We start from the raw sequence: 21,687 nt of genomic DNA, 5'->3' as shown, positions 1-21,687 counted from the left end.
AATACATAATTTGAGAGTCTAATAGGTGGAAGGAGGCGTTGAGCATTACTAATTTACAAAATAGCTTAGTAGAAAAAGCGCAAAATGGGGATGAACAAGCCTTTTACGATTTAATAAAGCCGCTACAAAAACAACTTTATCGCATGGCATATGTATATGTGCAAAATGAAAATGATGCTGTTGATATCTTTCAACAGGCTATCATTCGTGCTTATGAAGGGCTACCGAAGCTGAAGGAGCCACAGTATTTTACAACTTGGATGACGAGAATCGTAATTAATTGCAGCAAAACATACATAACGAAATACCAACATACCGAATTAACAGAGCCACAAACATTTGATTTACTGGAAGCCACACCGCATGAAAGGCTGGAAGAGGAATTTGATCTTTGGCAGGCGTTAGCTAGCCTTGAGGAAAAATATAAAACAGTGTTGCTCTTGCGTTTTTATCAAGATTATACAGTTCGGGAGATTGCTGAAATATTAGCTTGTCCTGAAGGTACGGTAAAAACAAATATTCGTAGAGGGCTACAGCGACTGCGACAACAATTAAAAGGGGCGTACATAGATGAGTGGGTTAAATCCGTTGAAAAAAATAATTGATAAAATTCCAGTACCTCAAACAAAGCTAACAGAGGTATTGCGTATTGACGATATGTCCAAGGTTTTTAAGCAAAAAACGCATGAAGTAAACGCGTTAAAAAATATACATTGTACGATTTATCAAGGTGAGATGGTCGCAATTATGGGGACCAGTGGCTCGGGTAAAAGCACATTATTAAATATGATTAGCGCAATTGATGAACCAACGAGCGGCACGATTTTTTTATTCGGGCAAGAGGCCAATGAAATTTATAAGGAGCCGAAAGCATCCAATTTCCGCAAAGAGAATATCGGCTTTATTTTTCAGTCATTCCATTTATTAAAGGATTTAAATGTGGAGGATAATATAGCACTGCCCTTGATTTTAAATGATGTGCCAAGCAAGGAAATAAAAATTCGTGTAAATGAAATGATGCAGCAATTGGGCATTTTTGATTGGCGCAAGCACCGACCAAATGAGTTATCAGGTGGGCAAAAGCAGCGAGTAGCAATTGCAAGAGCAATGATTGCCAAACCACCGATTTTACTTGCGGATGAACCAACTGGTGCGCTTGATGTAAATACAACAGACGATATTTTGAAATTATTAGTCGATATTCAGCGCGCTGGGCAAACAATTTTACTTGTAACGCATGATCCATACGTTGCAACGTTTGCAAATCGTGTGCTATTTTTCCATGATGGAGCGATTGTCGATTCCTATCAAAATGAACAAACTGAGCAAGATTTAGATGCGATTTTAGCGAAGTTTAAGCTGATTTCCAGAGGTGAGCGATAATGTTTAATTTACGAGCGATTGCATTAAAGCTTTATCGAGCAGCCTCTAAGCAAATCATTATGAGTGTGATGATTATTACATTATCGATTTGCTTAATCATGACAATGACGATGTATATTTGGAATGGAAAAACAAAACTACAGGAAGATATAAATGCATTGTTCGGCGAGGCAGAAATATACGTAGGCTATGACCCAGAGCAATCAAAATGGCTAAGTTCAGAACAAATTGCAAGCATGAAAGCAATCGATGGAATTACAACGGTATCGCCGATTCATTTGACGCACACGAATGTTGAGGGAAAGAGAACTTTTGTCTATACGGTTGGGGCACACAATGATGCACTTGCGAAAAGTCGCTATCACTACGAGCAAAATATTGGGTCAGATGAGGTTGTCATTTCTCAAAAAATCGCGAAGCTATTTGACAAAGAGGTTGGCGATACGCTGTTAATTGAATTTCAACCATATACAATTGTTGAAGTTATAACTCCATTACCTGGTGCATCCGATGTGGAATTAGTGATACTTGCACATGCGACAGCAAAGGCGATTTCAACCTCCCGTGTAGAAGGCGAGGGCCTGTATGCACTCCTTGATATTGATAAAAAGATACCCGTAAAAGAAGTAACGGCGCAATTATTTCAGTTGGATGAGGAGCTGCGTGTCGATATTGTTAATGAATACGATTATGTCAAAGCGAATTTTCAAGCATTAATGGTATTTATCATTGTGCTTTCCTTTTTCGTTTTATTAATTACGATTGTTTTATTAATATCAGCCTTCCAGCTTGTACTCGTGAAACTAAAGGAGCAATTGATGGTATTACGAGCGCTTGGAGCATCGAAAAAGCAAGTGGGAAAAATTGTACAAATGCAATTATTAACGATATTAGCTGCAGGTGTTGTCAGTGGCAGTTTATTTAGCTTAGCGATTATTAAATTTGCATTGCCAACCCTTGTTGAGAAAATGCATCTACCACCCGCAAAAACAGAGTTTCCTATTTTATTAGCATTTATTATCATGGTCGTTTTTTCTGCTATTATTTTTATTGCAATTCAATGGCAAATGAAGAGGAGCATGAAGTTATTACCATTGCAAATTGCAGTAGAAAATGAAGAAACATCCTTCCGCATGACGAAAGTGAAGTTATTTATTATCGTTGCTATCGCTTTTTTTGCATTGCTTTCCTTCTTGGGAGCTTACGCAAATAAAAGCAGTGAGGCACAGCATGCTTCTGCTATTTTGATGGGTACGATACTCTCGACCATGCTTGTTTTATTATTAGTACCTTATGTATTTAGCTCGTTACTGAAATTAGCGTTACAGCCAATCAGAATGGTATTTGGAAAAGAAGCTTATTTAGCTTGCCAGCAGCTTATGCCACAAATTCGTAAAAACATGCCGATTATTTTAAGCATGATTGGGATGATGATGATTTTAATTTTTGGCACGACTTTATTTATGAGCAATCAAGCAAATAATGAGAAGTATTTCAATTTTATGTTTGAAGCACCGGTTGTCGTGAAAAATGATTTACAAGACCCGACCTTTAGCTATCAAATTGTTGACGAAATCAAGGCATTGTCTTCTGTCCAGAATGCCTATGCACGTAGCGTAACTGCAAGCATCTATTTTTTCCATAATAAAAGTTGGTATTTGAGTATTATCGAGGCTACTAACCTTCAAGTTTTAATGACATCAGAAGGGATAACTATCGTAGAGGATGATGTAAGTAACAGGGCTGTTGTAACGGAAGAATTCGCGAAGGAAAAAGCTCTAAAAATAGGGGATAGGCTGCCTGTTGGTATTTGGAGCGATGATTACCAGAGCATCGAAAAATTAAATGTAAAGCCAGTCGAAATAGTTGGAATTATTCCTGGAAAAGGAAGGGGAATAGAGGTTTATTTTGATTGGTCATCTGAAGTGGTTGCACATGATCCTGAAATGATTGTGAAAGATATTATGATTGAAACAGACAATACTCCGCAAACATTACAAGAAATCAGTTTTTTATATGAACGTTGGCCGGCGCTTGTTACATTGGATTATGATTCTTTTGTGCAAGAAAATGAGGATATGTATTATCAGCGCTGGAGCTTATTTATTGGTGTATTAATTGTGATTTTTGTTGGTACATGCCTAGGTGTTATTCAAGTGTTAATGCATATGATTCATCATAAGCGTATGGATTATGCTATTCAACGTCTTATTGGGCTGTCACCGAATGGCTTGGTCAAATTAATTTTATCGCAAGTGCTTGCCTTTATTTTATATGGGCTTGCAGTAGGCATCATTTTAGGTGTTACATTTACGAGATTGCTTGGCTTGGTAGATAGTGGCGGAGTAGTGTTTAATTATTCATTGTTAGTCAAGGCGAGCCTGTTATTTGTTTTACTCGTTGTGCTGACATTTACTGTACAAGGCTTTTGGATAAGTCGGAAAGTATTATCACAGGAGCTAGTGGAATAAAGAAAGCGTTATAAGAATGAAAGCTGTTTAGTAAGGAACACCCTTCTAAACAGCTTTCTTGCGTAATGGTATAATAGCTATAGAAGAAAGGATGGTTCACATGACTAAGCATTATGTAGTAATAGGGGCTGGAATTTTAGGAGCCTCAACTGCTTTTCATTTAGCTCAAAACAAGGCGAAGGTGACATTTATTGACCGTAATGATGCTGGTAAGGCGACAAATGTAGCAGCGGGTATTATTAGTCCGTGGTTGTCACAGCGCCGCAATAAAGCGTGGTATTTTTTAGCGCAGCATGGTGCAGCGTATTATCCGCAGCTTGTTGAAAAATTAGCTGAGTTAGGTGAATCAGATGTTGGTTATGAGCAAGTTGGGGCATTACATATTCATCAAGAGGAACAACGTATTGAGCAAATTTTAAAATTGGCAGAAAAACGCAAAATTGAGGCACCTGAAATTGGTGAAACGAAAAAATTAACTGCACAAGAAATTGAACAATTGTTTCCGTATATAACAGAGCCGATGTATGCAGCGTATGCCAGTGGTGGAGCACGAGTGGATGGGCGCAAGCTAACGGAAGCGATGAAAAATGCAGCAATCAAACTGGGTGCGGTATATATAGAGGGAGATGCTTCTTTACAAGTAGCGAATGGGAGAGTAATTGGTGTAGCTGTTAATGATACGGTCATTGATGCTAATGAAATAATTGTTACCACAGGGGCATGGGGCAATGAAACATTGCGGCCACTGCAAATTGATATGCAAGTAAAGCCACAGAAGGCGCAAATTTTAGAGCTACAGCTAAAGGACAAAAAGACAGAGCATTGGCCTGTTGTGATGGCACCTTCCACTTTGTATATGCTAGCATTTGAAGCCGGACGTATGATGGTTGGTACGACACATGAGGATGATAAAGGCTTCGATGCGCGCCCAACTGTAGGGGCAGCTTATGAAATTTTAGAAAAGGCCTTTCAGCTAGCACCGACCTTACAGGATGAGATGCTGAGTGCCATTAAAGTAGGCTTTCGTCCGGTTGTCCCGAATGCCTTGCCAGTGATAGGTAGATTACCAAGTACGCCGAATGTGCTTGTTGCCAATGGATTAGGGTCAAGTGGTCTAACAGCAGGCCCTTACTTAGGAAAGGAATTGGCGGCACTTGCACAAGGACTACAAACTGAAATTGATGTAGAAAATTATTGCTTAGCCAACGTTATTAAAGAAAGTGATAAAGCTAACTAATAGGAGGATAGTAAATGAAGCACAAGCCTATCTATGTTGAAATTGTAATGGATACGTCGATGGAGCGGCTATGGGAATATACGCAAAACCCAGCATTGCATGCACAGTGGGATTTGCGATTTTCCGATATACAATATAGACCGAAAGAATCAGAAGATGCGCCGCAGCTTTTTACATATAAAACGAAAGTAGCTCCATTTTTAACGGTAGAGGGCTGGGGTGAAAGTAAAGGGACACATCATAAAAAGGACGGCACAAGAACATCCTCATTACATTTTGGAACGGAGCAAAAGATTTCGCCAATTATGGAGGGGAAGGGCTTCTGGCAATACGTGCCGAATGGGGAGGCCCTAACTTTTCTAACTCAATATGATTATAAGGTGCGCTATGGCAAATTAGGGCAAGCACTTGATTTTGTATTCCGACCAGTTATGGGTTGGGCAACTGCACTTAGCTTTGATGTGCTAAGAAGGTGGTTAAAAACGGGTGAAGTACCGAAAATGCAATACCGCCGATTCTTTTTATCCATACTTATTGCCTTTACATTTTTCTTTATTTGGTTTTATCAAGGACTTATACCAAAGCTGATTGGACTACATCCAGAGGAGGTTGCGCTTTTTACAGCATTAAGTGGAGTAGATGGGATGAGCGCACAATCGGCTGTGCGGATTATCGGTGTCATTGAAATGTTATTCGGTATTATTTGGCTTTTGCCAATTAATAAAAGCCGCCTCTATTTAGCTCAGATTGTACTGTTTCCGTTATTAACAATCGGGGCGGGCTTTGCGAGTAGTGAAGTATTTATTGGGCCCTTTAATGTTCTAACGTTCAACTTGGCATTAATTGTACTATCAATTGTAGGCTATGTATGCCAGCAAAATTGCCCGACAGCAAAAAGTTGTAAAAGGAGGAGGGAAGGATGATTTACCAAACATTATTAGGTGAAGATTTTGACAGATTGCATCCTAAATTGCAAGAGCGTTATTCACTTCCTTTAAATGAGCCTTTTGAAGCGACAGGTGTTATGCATACGATTGAAGCTGGCTCAAAATTATTACTGCCTTTTTATCAACTGGCTACAAAATTCAATTTTCTATTTCCTGAATCAGGACGCAATATTCCATTTAAAATTCGCAATAATTGTAGGCAAATGGACAACGGCGACTATGAAGTACAGTGGGAGCGAACCTTTTATTTTGAGAATAAGAAGCGTAGATTTGATGCGCTAATGACCATTGATACAGAACGTAAAATCGTCAAAGATTATTTAGGATCACCTGCCTTGTTTTATTCTGATTTGCATTTTTCCGTCACCAATGAGGGCCGTCTTCTTATTCGTTCAGGGATACAGCGCTTTGTTATGAAAAGTTTGGAGATTTCACTGCCTGCATTGATGGAGGGAAGAGTGATTGTCGAAGAGGGCTATGATGATGCATTGCAAGTGTACACGATTCATGTGTCCATTATGAATCCGATAATGGGGAGGCTAATGATGTATGCTGGGCAATTTACGAAGGTCGATTAACCCATTATCATTACTTGGAATTTTCCTTTTAGTTATCGTTGCAATGTTAGCGGATATGGCGGATTTTTTCTTCTATTTAACGCTTGCGCAATTAGTATTTGTCCCGATTATTGTGCAATGCATTGTCAGATTAACGAAGGTGGAGCAAGGTATTTTAGGTATAGGTCTACTTAGTGTAGCGATACTAGCTTTCACTACACATCAAGTTATAATTATAGTTACTGCTACACTTTATTTACTAGCAACCGCGATGATTAGTTTAATAGGCTTACGCCGCTTTTTGCAGCTAGGATTTATAAATACGGCAGAAATTGCTATTGATATTGGACTGATATATTTAGTAATTGGTGGCATGTGGTTTTTCGCCTATTCTGTAGGAATTGACACAGGCTTTTCACCTCTTATAACATGGTTGACGGCGATTCATTTCCATTATTCCGCTTTCCTGCTCTGTATTTCGGTAGGGCTGCTCGGTCGTACTACAAAAAGTTCGCTGTACAAGCCCGTCGTTGCAGTTATTATCTCAGGTCCAATTATGATGGCGATAGGAATTACCTTATCGACAGTAATTGAAATGGTATCCGCAATCCTTTATATCACTGCTATCTATTTGTTGTTTTTCATAACAATGCGCACGAAATTTCCTTATGTGCAGGCGATTTTTATTCGTTTGTCCATTGCCGCCATTTGCTTTTCAATTTTCTGGTCTGTGTTATATGCTTACGGTAATTTCACCGGGCGTGTCATTGTTGAAATTCCGGATATGCTGCGTTTTCATGGCTTTGTTAACTGTTATGTATTCGGTGTCTTTACGGTGCTTGCCTGGATGCTATATATACCAGCAACGAAGCAGCAGCCATTTCAATTTCCTGTTAGTCAAATTAGAGGGAGACTCAAGGAGGAGGGGGCCGCGCATGCTGGCTTAGTAGAATCTTTGGATGATTTTGTTGATACGACAAAGCTACATTCCGCTATCCCTCATTTTTACGAGCAGACAGATGCATATCGTCTATTTGCGCAAGTGCATTGGCAAAGATGGTTTTTGCCATTCGCGTTTATTTATAAAGCTTTGAGTAGATGGACGCAACAAATCAATTTGCCATTAAGCAAAGGGAAAACAGAGATGACAGGCAAAATTGTACTTGTAGATGAACAGATGGATGGGCGAGAATATCCGAGAGCATGGATACGCACAATAAAAAATCGCCGTGTTTTTACAGCAATTTATTCAAAGCATTCATCAGATAAGACCTATATGAATATTGCTTTGCCATTGCCTTTTTCCACGATGGTCGGGGTTTTATCATTGTATGAAGAAAATGGGCAACTGCATTTAACAAGCCGAAATGGCATAGATGCAGGAATTTATTTGGCAATAGGCTCCTTTATATGCAAGCTACCACTGCAAGAGCAATTTACAATTGAGGCGATTTCAGCAAGCTATTTAACGGCCAGTCATAAAATGACTTTATTTGGACTGAAATTTTTAGAAATCCATTATGAGATTGAGGTATGGGAAAAATGCCAAAGCGTTGATTGAACCGCGCTTTGGCATTTGTAGCGTGTACTATTTTTCTGCTATTTGCTGTAATTCCTGATGTACAAGCTCAATTGGCACAAATAAGCCAACCCGCCCATTTTGGTCATGCTTCGTTGTAGCAAAAACGACGCCAACCACATGACCGTCTTCAGTTAGAACAGGGCTACCGCTATTTCCTTTATAAATAGGGGCTTGCAGCATGATAACCTGCTCCTGCCAGCCTTCAAGTAGTAGGGGCTCTAATACGACTCCTTCATTCGCGATGCCAGTGAAATAAAGCGGGTTACCAATTACATAGACATGCTGCGCGTCAGGCTGGAACGTATCTGCTAATGGTAGATAAGGTAGCTCCTCATTTGCCTCGACCTTTAAAATCGCTAAATCGACTGTTGGGTTGCTCATAATCACCTGTGCCTTATATAAACCGTTGTTAGGAAAGACGACAGTGAGTGCTAGCGCATCATCGATGACATGCTCATTTGTTACAATATAACCATCTGCTGAAATAGCAAAGCCTGTACCCTTACTATTTTCAGATGAAATTTCTACAACTGCTTTTTTATATTGCTGAATATTTTCCTGCTGTGATAGCTTCGTTGAAACTTTAATAAATTCAATTGCTGGAATTGAATAAATTTGAAAAATAATCGCAAACGTATTAAATACTAAGGCAAAAGCCATTAAATAAACGATTAGACGTACGACAGGGCGCTGGCGTCGTATTTTTGGCTGTCCGTTTAGCCGTCGTTGTCTTTCTTCCTCTAAAGCTTTTTCCTGTTCTGCTAGCACGAGCTCCAAAAATTCCTCTTCTGTTAAAGGTTCCTCTTGGGGCTGTTGTTGCTGATTCATTCGCTACCTCCTTTACGATAACACAAGTAAGTCGTAAGCTAGTTGGGCGATTAAAATAACCGTAATAATACGCAATAAATGGCTGGCAAGCTTATTGCTCACTTTCCGCGAAAGTAGTAAACCGATTTGCGCACCGATAATCGCACCAGCCATTAACGATAATGTTTCCATCCATAAAATTTGTCCAGTTAATATGTATGTAATAGCTGCACCAAAGCATGTAGCAAAAACGCCAACACGACCTAATACGACAGCCTTCATATAGCTTAAGCCAGCGCTTGCATAAATATATAATAGCAATGTTCCACTACCAGGTCCAAACATCCCATCATAAATACCAACACCAATTAATAGGGCGCGTGTGCGATGCCTTAGCTCCAACACGGCTTTTTCACCGAAATTCGTTTTCCCTAGAAAAGATAGCGTAAAAGCAAAAATAAGTAAGCATAGCGCAATAACGGTTAGTACTTTGCTCGATAAAAACGAGGCAATTAAGCCACCAAGCAAGCCACCACTAAAGCATAATATGGCTATGGGACGTGCTTCTGCAAAAGTAACTTCTTTATGGCGTAGAGCGGAGTAAAAATTGGATAGTGCACTAACGGCGCTTGCCACTTTATTTGCTCCGATTGCAGAGTGTACAGGCATGCCAATTAAAAGCATGGTTGGCAATGTTATGAGTCCACCGCCACCAGCGAGTGTGCCGATAATATTGCCTAAAAAGCCTATCAAAAATAATAACATTAACAAAAAATCGCCTTCTTTCTCTATGCTCAACTTTACACTATTTTTTGAATTTTTAAAATACACATGAAAGGTGAAAATAAATGTGTCTAAAATGTGACGGAATTTAATTGGATTGCGGCGAGGACTTTGTGAAATCTTTCATAATTTCCTGATGAAAACGAATCGTGCATATTTTCACAAAAAGCACTATACATAGACAAGCGATGAAAAATGTAAGCGTTACCTTATTGTTATTTTGGAAAAATAATTATTTTGTATATAATTTCAATTTTTTATATGTGAAATAATGAGCAAGATGTTGATATATATGATTTTTAGAGAAATATTAAGTATATTCGAGAATAAATTAAACATTATCGTTGACTTAATTTTTTTGAAGCTATATGATACGTAACTATAAAGAAAATTCAGATTACTAAAAGGGGAAATGAAAATGGATGTTATGCAAAAAGCGTTAGAATTACATGAAGAGTATTGTGGAAAAATGGAGATAAAAGCAAAGGTGCCTCTTGAGGATAAATATGATTTAAGCTTAGCTTATTCACCTGGGGTGGCAGCACCGTGCATAGAAATTGAAAAGAACCCATCTCTTGTATATGACTATACAGTAAAGGGCAATTTTGTAGCTGTTGTAACAGATGGTACGGCTGTGCTTGGACTTGGTGATATTGGACCTGAAGCTGCGTTACCAGTAATGGAAGGGAAGGCATTATTATTAAAACGCTTTGCTAATGTGGATGCTGTGCCGATTTGCTTAAATACAAAAAATGTAGATGAAATTGTGCAAACAGTAAAACATTTAGCTCCAACATTTGGCGGTATAAATTTAGAGGATATTTCAGCACCGCGCTGCTTTGAAATTGAAGATCGACTACGTGCAGAGTGTGGAATTCCTGTTTTCCATGATGATCAGCATGGTACAGCAATTGTCGTTGGCGCTGGTTTAACGAATGCATTGAAAATTGTTAATAAGAAATTTAGCGAGGTAAAAGTAGTTATTAACGGTGCTGGTGCAGCCGGCATTGCGATTTTACGTATTCTTGTGCAAATGGGCTTTACTAATATTTTAATGTGTGACACGACAGGGATTATTTATAAAGGTCGTAAAGAAGGGATGAATCCGATTAAAGATAGTGTTGCGCACTTAACAAATCGTGAATTACAGCAAGGGACTTTAAGTAATGCATTAGTTGGGGCGGATGTGTTTATCGGTGTATCCGTTGCTAATTTATTAACAAAGGAACATATCGAATCGATGAATAATGATCCGATTGTATTTGCTTTGGCTAACCCAAACCCAGAAATTACATACGATAATGCCAAAGCATGGGGAGTACGTATTATTGGAACAGGACGCTCAGATTATCCTAACCAAATTAATAATGTGCTCGCATTTCCTGGTGTATTCCGTGGGGCGCTAGATGTTAGAGCAACGGATATTAATGAAGCTATGAAAATAGCTGCAGTTGAAGCAATTGCGTCGCTTGTATCAGATGAAGAATTGAATGAAGAGTACGTTATACCAAGAGCGTTTGATGAGCGCGTTGTAGGTGTTGTTGCAAAGGCGGTTGGGAGTGCAGCCATCGATACAGGGGTATCAGTGCTATTTCAACAGCCAGTAACAGTAGTCCCAAGCCTGTAGTAAGTATGTTTAAAAAGCGCAAGAAATCTATATTGTTAAAATGGATTTCTTGCGCTTTTTTGGACCTATTGTGAAACTGATTGCAACTTATTCACCAAGCTCTTCTGTCAATTTTTCAAGCTCATCTATTAAGCTACCAATATAGGCAATCGTATTGCGTAACGGTTTCTCTGTCGTAATATCGACACCCGCCATTTTTGCTAATTCAACAGGTGTTTTTGAGCCACCTGCTTTTAACATATCGAGCCAATCTGCAACGGCTGTTTCACCTTCAGCTAAAATGCGCTGCGAGGCTTCTGTCGCAATTGTTAAGCCAGCAGAATACGTATATGGATATAAGCCTTTATAGTAGTGAAGTTGGCGCATCCATGTTAATTCAGCACCTTCAGTAATTTCCACAGTGTCACCCCAGAATTCTTCTAGCACGCTGCGTTTTAGTTCGTTTAGCTTTGGCGCATTGACAGAGCCACCAGCGTCGATAATTTCATAGACTTTACGTTGATAAGCACCTTCTAATAAATGTGTTACAAAGTTATGGTAGTAAGTACGTGAAACCATTTTCGCAATCACCCAGCGTTTAAAGCGTGCATCACTAGCATTTTGTAATAAATGGTGCGCCATCAGCATTTCATTCATTGTCGACGGTGCTTCAATAAAGTACATAGATGGGCGAGCGCTAAAAATATTTTGATGTGTATTCGCTAAATGGAAATGTCCAGCATGGCCAAGCTCATGCGCTAAAACGAATACTTGCTTCATACGACTTGTCCAAGAAATTAATACATATGGGTGATAGCCATATGGGCTAGAGCAAAATGCACCATTTGATTTTCCAATATTTTGAGCGAAATCAATCCAGCGTTCATCGAATGAGCGATCTAGCATTTCAGCATAATCAGCTCCTAAAATAGAGAGTCCATCCTTCACATATTTACGCGCTTCATCGATAGAAACTTGCGGCTCATATGCAGGGTCTAAAGAAATTTTTAAATCTGCAAAAGTCATTTGCTCTAAGCCATGCACCTTTTGCAGTAATTTTGCATAGCGGCGCATATGTGGTGCAAGCTCCGTCATAATTAAATCAATTTGTCTATCATACAATGTGCGGTCTACTTCTTGAGATTGTAATAAGAAGTCAAAAACTGAATGATAGCCGCGTAAATCAGCCTCAGATTTTTCTCGTTGAATATGTGTATCATAAGTTTTCGCTGTCGTGTGCTGGTAGTCTTGCAATTTCTGATGGAATGCATGGAAGGCAGCGCGGCGAATAGCCGTATCATTTTCAAATTCCCAGTCACCTTCAAATAAATTATAGCTAAGTGGGTAGCTTTTGCCGTTCACTTCGAAATCTGGGAATTGCAGATCTACTAATTTTGTAATGTAGTAAAGCTCAAAGGCAGCGCCAAATGTTGTGCCGAAAGACGCAAGCGCTTTTTCTGCCTGCGGGTGTAGCTGGTATTCTTTTTGACGCAATAGCTTATCGATAAAATGAGCATATTGTGGGGCAAGCGAGCTTGCTCCGCGTAAAATGTCCTCATCAAGCTGTAAAAGCTCACTTTGAATAAATGACAGTTTTGAATTTAAAGAAGCCGAAAGCTGTGACACTTTTGCAGAACGCAATTGTGAATCGCTATTCGTTTGATCCACATTTTGAGAAAGAAAAGCAAATGTTGTAATTGGCATTATTTTCTCGAGGTACGTTTCATATGCAGCGATGACTTCAATCGCTTTTTCATCATTTGTAATTTGCCCCTTATATTTTGCTTCAGTTGTAGCTGCGTATGTTTTTACATCTGCAATTGCATCCTCAAATTGTTGCTCTGTTTTAAATAAATCTTCTAGATTCCATGTTTCTGCTAGTTTTACTTCGCTTCGTTTTAATGTTGCCATAATGCTGAAAGCCTCCTAATTATTACGTTATACGAAATAAATTGTAGCACTGTTAACGGAATATTGCAAAAATTACTCTGTGACACTAGGAAGAAATGCTTTTGTGAGTAGGGGAGAATTAGTAAAATAAAAGGGAAACTAAAGGTGGAGGACAAACTATGAAACAAAATAAATATGATAACGACCAATTTTTCGAGATGTACGCGCAAATGCCTCGTTCTGTAGAAGGTTTAAAAGCGGCAGGGGAATGGCATATTTTAAAAGATTTAGGGTAATCGGAAAATAGTGTGGAAAGAGGGCTAAAAAGTACCCTCTTCCATAGACTTGGTAAGTGTGGAAAAATCAGCTCCATAGATTTCCTCATACACCCATTCATAGCCAGTTTGTTCCCAATTCGGGAAATGATCAGGTAACATTTTTCCGAACGTAACTTCAACTTCTTTGAATTTCTTTTTCTTTTTTAATTTACGATAGCCTTGTGTAAATAAGATTTTTGCTCTGAGGGTTTCAAAAGAGTAACCACGACCAATATGGTTCATTGTCTTAATTAAACGATTCAAGGATTCTGTATAGGCGTTTGTAATTGGAGAATTGAAATAGTTGAATATCTCTTCTTCCCAATTATTCATTGCTTTTATTAGACCCTCAAAATAAGCCATCAATTCTTTAGGTACATTTGAAAACCAGTTTTGATACAGTTTATAGGCTTCGTTGATTGATTCAGCCTCATAAATGTCAAAGAATTGCTCTTTAAGCTCATATGCTTGACCAAGTAACGGGAACATATCAGTCCATATTTGTAATTTTATTTGGTTATCAAAGTCATTAAGGTCTTTACGTCTTGTAAGAAGTACATAACGGTCTCTCATGAGTTGCCTACGTTCTTTGGCTGACACATTTTGACGATTAGCCTTTCGGATCTTTTCCAAGGCTTCATTGGCTAATTTAACAACATGAAATTTATCAATTACGATTTTAGCATGTGGTATCACTAATTTCACAGCACTTTTATAAGGATTCCACATATCCATTGCTACAAGTTCAATTTTATCAATGTCTTGGAGTCTTGAAAGGTAACTGATAACCACATCTTTATTCCGTTTTCGTAAAATATCAATTACCGACTTGTTTTCAACATCAGTAATTACACAACGATAATTTTTAAGCAAATGAACTTCATCAATACCAAGCCATTTAGGTGTTCTAAAATCAGTTTGAGCTTCAAGTTCAGCAACGTAGTCATTAAAGATGTTTCGTACAGTTTTTTCGTCAACGCCAATCTCCTCCGCAACACTGGTAAATGTTTTTTCCAGACTTGCTTCTTGAATCCAATTTATTAGTCTATTAGTAACAGAACGATTGACATCCATATCTGGTAAATTTTCAAAAAATGTTTCATTACATTCCCTACATTTATATCGTTGGCGATTGACATAAATGCCGACACGTTTTGCGTGCATTGGCAGGTCGAAAAATAGCTGTTGTTTCTTACCATGTTTATATAAGTTTGCAACAGTACCACATTTTAGACAATGAGAAGGAGGTAGAGTAGTAGACTCAACTAAGAATCTATAATCATCTGCACTTTCTTTCATATCCAGAATCTTAAAGTTTGGAAGATTAATCATATTGGTTAACATTTAAACTATCCTTTACTATATATCGTTTCATTGTTAAAACTTAAATAATAAAAAATGCCTGAGCATTGCACTTCTCAGACATTGAAATTATGAATATTGTCTTTAAGTTTTATTTCTATAATCAGCAATTTTTTGGGGTTCAGGGTTTTCTGGATTGATCAATTTATAATCCGTTAATAAAACAATAAATAATTTCTTCTTCTAACTGACTTAATTTACGATTCATTTTAGTAGTTAGTTCATTGACCAAATTCATGTGGTTGCTTTGATGTTTTTCTGTTAAATCACAAATTAACTTCAATAGACTTATATAACCCATAAAATCATCTTTAGATAATGGAGTTTCATGCGAGAGCACATAAATCTCGGCATCAAACATTTCAATATTTTCTAAGAGGTGTCTAACATTATCAATCTTATATTGTGGTTGTTGTGTATAAATACTTGGATATAAACAGTCACCTAAAAAAAGTACTTTTTCTTCCTCTACAAAAATGAGTGAAGAGTCATCAGAATGATCCCCACCTACATGTTTGATTAAACACCGAATACCACCTAAATCAATCTCAAATTGTTCTTTAAATGTAATATTAGGTAAAGTGATGGTGATATTTCTGTCTACCCCAAATTCTTTTTTTATCATATCTGAACAAAATTGATTCTCTAAGCCTTTTTCTACACGATCATCTAAAGCGTCATCTGACCATTCATATTCCGTAATTTTTCTAAGTTGCATTTTTGTTTTTTCATGTGCTATGGCTAACAGATTCATCTGATTTGTTCCAAAGCTATGATCCCAATGCCAATGTGTTAATGCTACAGAATGATAATTAGTAATCTGACGTTGATTTAGTTCATTTAGAAATAACTTTGCATGCTTATCAGAATTTCCTGCATCAACAATTAAAGTTTGGTGAGTCCCACATATGGCAGATAGGATTGGTCGATCTGTTTCAGGATCATGCGGTAAATAGTATATACAATCGGTTAGTTGCTTCAAGTTTTTCCCCATTATCTTAACTCCCTTTGTTTTTTTTAGTTCCGACAATCATATTTAATATATCAAGAACATTTTTTAATTCTGTTAAACTTACTTTTGAGTAATACTTTTTCACAAGAATTTCATCGATTTTTTTAAGAAGCTGATGAAATTCTTGACCCTTATCCCCAAGATAAATAAGGGTCTCCCTACGATTTATTGAATTCACTTGACGATTTATCATTTTCATTTCTTCAAGTTTTGAAATTACTTGGCTAACTGCACTTTTTGAAACATCAAAATAGTTTGCAATATCATTCGCAATTACTGGCTCATTACGAATGATATAAAACATTATTATTTCTTGTTGAGGAGTTAAGTGAAAGTTTTCTAATTCCTTAACCTCTTCGGTTTCTTGTAAAACTAATAACTTAAATTGCTCAAACTTTTGATTGATTTTGTCTATGATTATCAAATAATCTTGCATAGATCTATCATCTCCAATTCATTTTAAAGTTTTTTAGTTAAGTTAAGTTTACTTAACAATTATATATATGTCAATTATTAAAGCCATTCAAGAGATATGAAAAAGTTTTAACTAACTATCATCCTATTTGTTTAAATAGAAATAGAGGGGTGTACGGAAAGTTTAGAGGTTATGTGCCTTATCCGAGGTATTTTTTGAAGGAAGATTAATAGCCATAATGGGAAAATGATTTAATGAAAAGTAATTAATTTTTGCTTACTTACTATGTTAATTGTACTCTGATTAAGTTTTTAATTTTGTGGAGTATTCCACACGATAATCCGAATACCCAAGATTTATTGCCATCATTTGAAAATAAGTCTGTGCTAGATTTAGGGTGTGGCTATGGCTGGCATTGTCGTTACGCAGTCGAAGAAGGGGCAAGCGCTGTAATTGGTATAGATATTTCAGAAAAAATGTTGCAAAAAGCACAAACATTATCAAGTAGTGATAAAATTTCATATTTACAAATGCCAATTGAGGATATCGATTTTGCTGAGGGGCAATTTGATATAGTTATAAGCTCACTTGCCTTTCACTATGTCGAAGCGTTCGATTTCGTTTGCCAAAAAATATTTAACCTGCTGAAAAAGGGAGGCTCCTTTGTATTTTCAGTAGAACATCCTATTTTCACTTCTCGCGCAGCCCAAGATTGGCATTATGATGAAAATGGGGAGCGACTGCATTGGGCTGTAGATGACTATCATTTGCAAGGAGTGCGCCAAACATCATTTTTAGCAGAGGATGTTGTCAAATATCACCGCACATTATCCACCTATTTAAATACATTGATTGAGGCAGGTTTTACAATCAAATCCATGAAGGAATCATATCCATCAGAGGAAATGTTAAAAGCAGTGGAAGGAATGAAGGATGAGCTAAGGAGGCCTATGTTTTTATTAGTAGCTGTAGAAAAATAACAAATGGATTGTCCTGAAAGTCGAAATCTTTTTTGATACTTATTTATTTTAGAATTGAAAGAAACGCCATAAAAATTAGTGTTGTAACCTTTTTAATGGATACTTACATTTTTCTAAATGGTTACCTCTGCATTAAGATAGTAAAAGATTGCCCGAAAAGTGGCGCGCCAGCCTGCTTTTCAGGCAATCCCTTCAACCTTGTTTAGGCTTTATATACTCCATAAATATACCTTTAATGATAGCCAATTGAACATGTGGGTCTAATTCATCCTCAAAAAAGGGGATTCTTTCGTACAAAGATAGCTTTCTTGAAAACAATCCAAATGCGTTGATGATGGATGATAAAACGTCCTTCGCTGCAATATCAGTCCGAATTGAACCATCCAACGACCCTTCTTCAATCATTTCAGTAAGTGTTTTAGCAATTTTTTTCCGAATTAAAGTATACTCCTGATAATCTTCTAGCTCTTCAAGCGATGTAGAAGCATAGCTTTCAAAAACCTCCAACAATTTTGTACAAGCTAAATTTTCTGGTTCAATATCCGCTATAAAATAATCAAACAATGCTTCCATTTTCTCATAACAAGTAGCATTTTTAGCTGCAACAGCGGTAAAGAGGTTATAGTATCTCTCTACTACATTAATAGCTACTGCTACAATTAGTTTATCTTTTTTAGGAAAGTATCGAAAAATAGTTGCAATCCCTAAATTAAGATCATCCGCAATATCCTGCATTGTTGTCTTTTCAAAGCCTTTAATACTAAATACTCGTTCTGCGGCCTCCACAATGAATTTCATCCGCTTATTTTTTCCGTCTTGGCGCTCTTGTTCCCATCTACTTCGTGGATCCACGATAACAACTCCTTCAGCATTACTCTTACATGATGCTAACAAATTAATAATAGGTCGTCAATTTGTTCAAAACTAGGCAATCTAATTATTTGTAATAGAATAGATTAAAGACTATAATGATGATAGTTAGACTATCATTTTTTAATTTTAAAGGAGAGATATCAAATGGCACGATTAGCAAACAAAGTAGCAATCATTACTGGGGCTGCAAGTGGACAAGGGGCAGAAGAAGCGCGTTTATTTGCGCGTGAAGGAGCAAAAGTAGTTGCAACAGACGTTCAATTTGAATTATTAGAGAGTGTAGTAAAAGACATTAATGAAAATGGGGGAGAAGCAATAGCGGTTGCACACAACGTTGCATCAGCGGATGATTGGAAAAAAGTTGTGGAAGCGGCTGTAAAGGAATATGGAAAGGTTGATATTCTTGTTAATAATGCAGGAATTACAGGCTTAATTACTCAGCCAATCGAGGAAGTAGAGGAGTCTACCTGGGATAGAATTCTCGATATTAATACGAAAGGGCCTTTCTTAGGAATCAAAGCTGTTCTTCCTGAAATGAAAAAGGTAGGTGGCGGAAGCATCGTCAATATTTCTTCTCTTTCAGGTATTAATGGCGTTGGGAATGCTGCTTACAACAGTTCAAAAGGTGGACTTCGACTGTTAACAAAAAATGTTGCGCTTGATTATGGTAAATACAATATTCGCGTAAACTCAGTGCACCCGGGCACAATTGAAACACCGATGATTGAAATGTTCACAAGCAACAAAGAAGTAAGAGAGGCAACAATGGCGGGAATTCCTTTAAATGTTCTTGGTCAACCATCTGATATTGCATACGGTGTCCTTTACTTAGCTTCTGATGAATCAAAATTCGTAACGGGTATTGAACTAATTATTGATGGCGGTTCAATTTTACATTAATTTAAACTGTAGGCTAACTTTGAGTTTGCCTACAGTTTTTTCTATTACAATTAAAAAGAGCTGCTGGAAAAGCGGCGCATTTGGCTACTTTTCCAACAGCTTCATATTGGTTAGGCGAGCAATATTTAATCTACTTTAATCCCAAATGCAATCCATCTTCCATCGATATCTTCAATGACAAATTCTTTATTATTGTAATCTGTGTTATTTAATGAACGGACAATTTTCACATCTGAATTGACCAATTCCTTTTGGTGTTCTTCTTGATTTTTGGTGATAAAGTAAGCATCATAGCCGTAACCATATAATTCTCGATTTGGAATTACTTTTTGACCATTGGATTGCGTTAAAATAATCTCTGTTGTATCGCGATATAAACAAATATGAGGTTCATTTGCATTCAAATAATGAACAGCTTTAAATCCCATTTTTTGTTCATAAAAATCTGCCGTCCTTATGATATCTAAGGTTGGAAATATACAGTGAGATGCAATTAATATGCTTTTCACTTTTAAATTTCACCAAGCTCAGCAGTTAATTTTTCAAGCTCATCAATTAAGCTACCAATGTAGGCAATTGTATTGCGTAATGGTTCTTCAGTTGTAATATCAACACCAGCCATTTTTGCAAGCTCAACAGGTGATTTTGTGCCACCAGCTTTTAGGACGTTAATCCAATCTGCTACAGCAGGTTCACCTTCCTCTAAAATACGCTTCGATACTTGTGTAGAAATTGTTAAGCCAGCAGAGTACGTATATGGATATAAGCCCATATAGTAGTGTGGTTGGCGCATCCAAGTTAATTCAGCACCATCTAAAATATCTACAGTATCACCCCAGAACTCTTCAATCACGCCACGTTTTAATTCGTTTAATTTCGGCGCATTGACCGAGCCGCCAGCATCAATAATTTCATAGACTTTGCGTTGGTAAGCTGCTTCTAATAAGTGCGTCACAAAGTTATGGTAGTAAGTACGTGATACGATTGTTGAGATAACCCAACGTTTGAAGCGTGCATCAGTTGAGTTTTGTAATAAGTGATTTGCCATAAGCATTTCATTCATCGTTGATGGCGCCTCGATAAAGTATAGTGAAGGGCGAGCATTGTAAATATTTTGATTTGCATTAGCTAAGTAGAAGTGGCCTGCGTGACCAAGCTCATGTGCTAATACGAACACTTCGTTCATTTTACTCGTCCATGAAATTAAAATATATGGGTGGTAGCCGAATGGACTTGAACAAAATGCACCAGTTGATTTACCCGCATTGTTTGCGAAATCTGTCCAGCGCTCATCAAATGAACGATCTAGCATTTCTGCATAGTCAGCCCCCATTGCTGCTAAGCCTTCTTTCATATACTTACGCGATTCGTCGATTGTAATTTTTGGCTCATAAGACGGGTCAAGTGAAATTTTTAAATCTGCAAATGTCATTTTCTCTAGCTTATGAACTTTTTGTAGTAATTTTGCGTAGCGGCGCATATGTGGCGCTAGCTCAGACATAATTAAGTTGATTTGGCGATCGTAAAGTGAACGGTCTACTTCTTGTGACTGTAGTAAGAAATCGAAAACAGAGCTATAGCCACGTAAATCCGCTTCTGTTTTTTCTGTTTTTAAGTGTGTATCATATGTTTTTGCTGTCGTATGCTGATAGTCACGTAACTTACTATGGAATGCTTCAAAAGCAGCGTGACGCACCTCTTTATTGTTTTCAGACTCCCAATCACCTTCAAATAAGTTGTAGCTAAGTGGGTAGCTTTCTCCATTTGCTTCAAAGTTAGGGAACTGCATATCTACTAATTTAGTTGTATTGTATAAGCCGTATGCAGCGTCAAAAGTAGTACCAAATGCAGCTAATGCTTTTTCAGCTTCAGGATGTAATTGGTATGGTTTTTGAAGTAACAGCTTGCGAATATAGTTATCATATTGTGGCGCTTGCTCACTTGCTTCAACTAGTACCTTTTCATCTAACTGCAAAAGCTCACTTCGGATAAATGATAATTGAGCACTAATTGCTGAATTTATTTGTCCAATTTTTGCAGCTCGCATTTGTGCTTCACCATTTGTTTGCTCTACGCTAAGAGCAAGGTTTGCATATGTACCGATTGGAACTAATTTTTCGTAAAGTTTTTCGTATGCAGCAATCACATTGACAGCACTTTGTGCATCTACAATCTTACCTTTATATGTTTCAGCGATTGACGCTGCAGTTGATTGCGCTTCCGCAATCGCATCCTCAAATTGTTGCTCTGTAGCAAATAAATCTGCTAAATTCCAAGTTTCTTCAATATTAACTTCACTACGTTTTAATGTTGACATAAAAAGCCTCCTCGTATTCCGATATTCGAAATAAATTGTACCATCATTTACGGAATTGCGCAAAAATTACGACGGGGAAATTATTTATCGTGATTCAACAGGAAATTCTATTGTAAATATTTTTAAAAGAATGTAAACATTTAATGATGTCATTTACATTGCTTTTGAAAAAAGAAATAATATTGATGGATTTACATAGTAAAGTTCTTTCATACTAGTAGAAAAATAGAAAGGGGTTGTGGCGTAAT

The 21,687-nt window shown here is 37.4% G+C and carries 19 protein-coding genes and 1 pseudogene; 11 read left to right on the top strand and 9 right to left on the bottom strand.

Annotated elements, in window-relative coordinates; translation table 11 throughout:
- The first annotated feature begins 38 nt into the window (after nt 1–38).
- The 7 genes from TY13_RS07330 (at nt 39) to TY13_RS07300 (ending at nt 8,156) form a co-directional block, all read left to right on the top strand.
- Nucleotides 39–605 carry a sigma-70 family RNA polymerase sigma factor gene (locus tag TY13_RS07330; protein ID WP_052344257.1) on the top strand — a complete coding sequence of 189 codons (567 nt, stop codon included), beginning with the start codon at nt 39–41 and terminating at the stop codon, nt 603–605.
- A 52-nt stretch (nt 606–657) separates the two neighbouring features.
- Nucleotides 658–1,383 carry an ABC transporter ATP-binding protein gene (locus tag TY13_RS07325; RefSeq protein WP_042474260.1) on the top strand — a complete coding sequence of 242 codons (726 nt, stop codon included), beginning with the start codon at nt 658–660 and terminating at the stop codon, nt 1,381–1,383.
- A complete protein-coding gene (locus TY13_RS07320; RefSeq protein WP_042473666.1) occupies nt 1,383–3,854 on the top strand; it encodes an ABC transporter permease in 2,472 nt (823 codons plus the stop codon). Before TY13_RS07325 ends, TY13_RS07320 begins: the two co-directional genes overlap by 1 nt.
- A gap of 100 nt (nt 3,855–3,954) precedes the next feature.
- The gene (locus TY13_RS07315; protein ID WP_042473664.1) at nt 3,955–5,091 is read left to right on the top strand and encodes an NAD(P)/FAD-dependent oxidoreductase; all 1,137 of its coding nucleotides are present in this window, start codon (nt 3,955–3,957) and stop codon (nt 5,089–5,091) included.
- 14 nt (nt 5,092–5,105) lie between these two features.
- Nucleotides 5,106–6,014: a DoxX-like family protein gene (locus TY13_RS07310; protein WP_042473661.1), complete on the top strand. Its 909-nt coding sequence runs from the start codon at nt 5,106–5,108 to the stop codon at nt 6,012–6,014.
- The gene (locus tag TY13_RS07305) at nt 6,011–6,616 is read left to right on the top strand and encodes a DUF4166 domain-containing protein (RefSeq protein ID WP_042473659.1); all 606 of its coding nucleotides are present in this window, start codon (nt 6,011–6,013) and stop codon (nt 6,614–6,616) included. Before TY13_RS07310 ends, TY13_RS07305 begins: the two co-directional genes overlap by 4 nt.
- On the top strand, nt 6,588–8,156 hold the full coding sequence (locus tag TY13_RS07300) for a YndJ family protein (protein WP_042473657.1): 1,569 nt from the start codon (nt 6,588–6,590) through the stop codon (nt 8,154–8,156). Before TY13_RS07305 ends, TY13_RS07300 begins: the two co-directional genes overlap by 29 nt.
- A gap of 27 nt (nt 8,157–8,183) precedes the next feature.
- Here the strand turns inward: TY13_RS07300 and TY13_RS07295 are convergent, their stop codons facing one another.
- Together TY13_RS07295 and TY13_RS07290 are read right to left on the bottom strand one after the other, a co-directional pair.
- Nucleotides 8,184–9,005: a S1C family serine protease gene (locus tag TY13_RS07295; protein ID WP_042473654.1), complete on the bottom strand. Its 822-nt coding sequence runs from the start codon at nt 9,003–9,005 to the stop codon at nt 8,184–8,186.
- Between the two features lie 12 nt (nt 9,006–9,017).
- Nucleotides 9,018–9,749 (bottom strand): sulfite exporter TauE/SafE family protein, encoded by a 732-nt coding sequence (locus TY13_RS07290; protein WP_042474258.1) that lies wholly within the window; start codon nt 9,747–9,749, stop codon nt 9,018–9,020.
- Between the two features lie 436 nt (nt 9,750–10,185).
- On the opposite strand from TY13_RS07290, the gene TY13_RS07285 reads away from it, so the two are divergent.
- Complete coding sequence (locus tag TY13_RS07285; protein WP_042473651.1) at nt 10,186–11,394, top strand: NAD(P)-dependent malic enzyme; 1,209 nt, start codon at nt 10,186–10,188, stop codon at nt 11,392–11,394.
- Between the two features lie 87 nt (nt 11,395–11,481).
- On the opposite strand, the gene pepF (TY13_RS07280) is transcribed toward TY13_RS07285, so the two are convergent.
- Entirely contained in the window at nt 11,482–13,284 is a 1,803-nt protein-coding gene (pepF, locus tag TY13_RS07280; RefSeq protein WP_042473648.1) for an oligoendopeptidase F, read from the bottom strand.
- 158 nt (nt 13,285–13,442) lie between these two features.
- Between pepF (TY13_RS07280) and TY13_RS20620 the strand changes: the two are divergent.
- Nucleotides 13,443–13,547 (top strand): annotated as a pseudogene (locus tag TY13_RS20620) (class I SAM-dependent methyltransferase); the annotation flags it as partial.
- Between the two features lie 36 nt (nt 13,548–13,583).
- On the opposite strand, the gene TY13_RS07275 reads toward TY13_RS20620, so the two are convergent.
- The 3 genes from TY13_RS07275 to TY13_RS07265 all read right to left on the bottom strand — a co-directional run bounded on the left by TY13_RS07275 (nt 13,584) and on the right by TY13_RS07265 (nt 16,390).
- A complete protein-coding gene (locus TY13_RS07275; RefSeq protein ID WP_042473645.1) occupies nt 13,584–14,924 on the bottom strand; it encodes an ISL3 family transposase in 1,341 nt (446 codons plus the stop codon).
- A 163-nt stretch (nt 14,925–15,087) separates the two neighbouring features.
- Nucleotides 15,088–15,936, bottom strand: a complete 849-nt coding sequence (locus tag TY13_RS07270; RefSeq protein WP_042473643.1) for an MBL fold metallo-hydrolase — start codon at nt 15,934–15,936, stop codon at nt 15,088–15,090.
- A 4-nt stretch (nt 15,937–15,940) separates the two neighbouring features.
- Nucleotides 15,941–16,390 (bottom strand): MarR family winged helix-turn-helix transcriptional regulator, encoded by a 450-nt coding sequence (locus TY13_RS07265; RefSeq protein WP_042473640.1) that lies wholly within the window; start codon nt 16,388–16,390, stop codon nt 15,941–15,943.
- A 296-nt stretch (nt 16,391–16,686) separates the two neighbouring features.
- Here TY13_RS07265 and TY13_RS07260 point away from each other — a divergent pair, with 296 nt between their 5' ends.
- Nucleotides 16,687–17,349, top strand: coding sequence for a class I SAM-dependent methyltransferase (locus TY13_RS07260; protein ID WP_074432944.1), 663 nt, complete (start codon nt 16,687–16,689; stop codon nt 17,347–17,349).
- A gap of 192 nt (nt 17,350–17,541) precedes the next feature.
- Here the strand turns inward: TY13_RS07260 and TY13_RS07255 are convergent, their stop codons facing one another.
- Nucleotides 17,542–18,201 carry a TetR/AcrR family transcriptional regulator gene (locus TY13_RS07255; protein WP_052344255.1) on the bottom strand — a complete coding sequence of 220 codons (660 nt, stop codon included), beginning with the start codon at nt 18,199–18,201 and terminating at the stop codon, nt 17,542–17,544.
- 165 nt (nt 18,202–18,366) lie between these two features.
- Between TY13_RS07255 and TY13_RS07250 the strand changes: the two genes are divergently transcribed.
- Entirely contained in the window at nt 18,367–19,122 is a 756-nt protein-coding gene (locus TY13_RS07250; protein WP_042473636.1) for an SDR family NAD(P)-dependent oxidoreductase, read from the top strand.
- 125 nt (nt 19,123–19,247) lie between these two features.
- On the opposite strand, the gene TY13_RS07245 is transcribed toward TY13_RS07250, so the two are convergent.
- Complete coding sequence (locus TY13_RS07245; RefSeq protein ID WP_042473634.1) at nt 19,248–19,631, bottom strand: VOC family protein; 384 nt, start codon at nt 19,629–19,631, stop codon at nt 19,248–19,250.
- A 2-nt stretch (nt 19,632–19,633) separates the two neighbouring features.
- Nucleotides 19,634–21,439: an oligoendopeptidase F gene (pepF, locus tag TY13_RS07240; protein WP_042473632.1), complete on the bottom strand. Its 1,806-nt coding sequence runs from the start codon at nt 21,437–21,439 to the stop codon at nt 19,634–19,636.
- Nucleotides 21,440–21,687: the final 248 nt, after the last annotated feature.

It is taken from the genome of Bacillus ndiopicus (assembly GCF_000612805.1).
Classification (GTDB): Bacteria; Bacillota; Bacilli; order Bacillales_A; family Planococcaceae; genus Metasolibacillus; species Metasolibacillus ndiopicus.
The sequence above is the reverse complement of the archived record's forward strand: the minus strand, read 5'-3'. Positions and strand labels throughout refer to the sequence as shown.

Coding starts and splice junctions, on each gene's coding strand:
- TY13_RS07265 (WP_042473640.1), bottom strand. CDS start 16,390: ATGCAAGATTATTTGATAATCATAGACAAAATCAATCAAAAGTTTGAG.
- TY13_RS07285 (WP_042473651.1), top strand. CDS start 10,186: ATGGATGTTATGCAAAAAGCGTTAGAATTACATGAAGAGTATTGTGGA.
- TY13_RS07325 (WP_042474260.1), top strand. CDS start 658: ATGTCCAAGGTTTTTAAGCAAAAAACGCATGAAGTAAACGCGTTAAAA.
- TY13_RS07295 (WP_042473654.1), bottom strand. CDS start 9,005: ATGAATCAGCAACAACAGCCCCAAGAGGAACCTTTAACAGAAGAGGAA.
- TY13_RS07275 (WP_042473645.1), bottom strand. CDS start 14,924: ATGTTAACCAATATGATTAATCTTCCAAACTTTAAGATTCTGGATATG.
- TY13_RS07290 (WP_042474258.1), bottom strand. CDS start 9,749: ATGTTATTATTTTTGATAGGCTTTTTAGGCAATATTATCGGCACACTC.
- TY13_RS07320 (WP_042473666.1), top strand. CDS start 1,383: ATGTTTAATTTACGAGCGATTGCATTAAAGCTTTATCGAGCAGCCTCT.
- TY13_RS07315 (WP_042473664.1), top strand. CDS start 3,955: ATGACTAAGCATTATGTAGTAATAGGGGCTGGAATTTTAGGAGCCTCA.
- TY13_RS07305 (WP_042473659.1), top strand. CDS start 6,011: ATGATTTACCAAACATTATTAGGTGAAGATTTTGACAGATTGCATCCT.
- pepF (WP_042473648.1), bottom strand. CDS start 13,284: ATGGCAACATTAAAACGAAGCGAAGTAAAACTAGCAGAAACATGGAAT.
- TY13_RS07300 (WP_042473657.1), top strand. CDS start 6,588: ATGCTGGGCAATTTACGAAGGTCGATTAACCCATTATCATTACTTGGA.
- pepF (WP_042473632.1), bottom strand. CDS start 21,439: ATGTCAACATTAAAACGTAGTGAAGTTAATATTGAAGAAACTTGGAAT.
- TY13_RS07250 (WP_042473636.1), top strand. CDS start 18,367: ATGGCACGATTAGCAAACAAAGTAGCAATCATTACTGGGGCTGCAAGT.
- TY13_RS07270 (WP_042473643.1), bottom strand. CDS start 15,936: ATGGGGAAAAACTTGAAGCAACTAACCGATTGTATATACTATTTACCG.
- TY13_RS07310 (WP_042473661.1), top strand. CDS start 5,106: ATGAAGCACAAGCCTATCTATGTTGAAATTGTAATGGATACGTCGATG.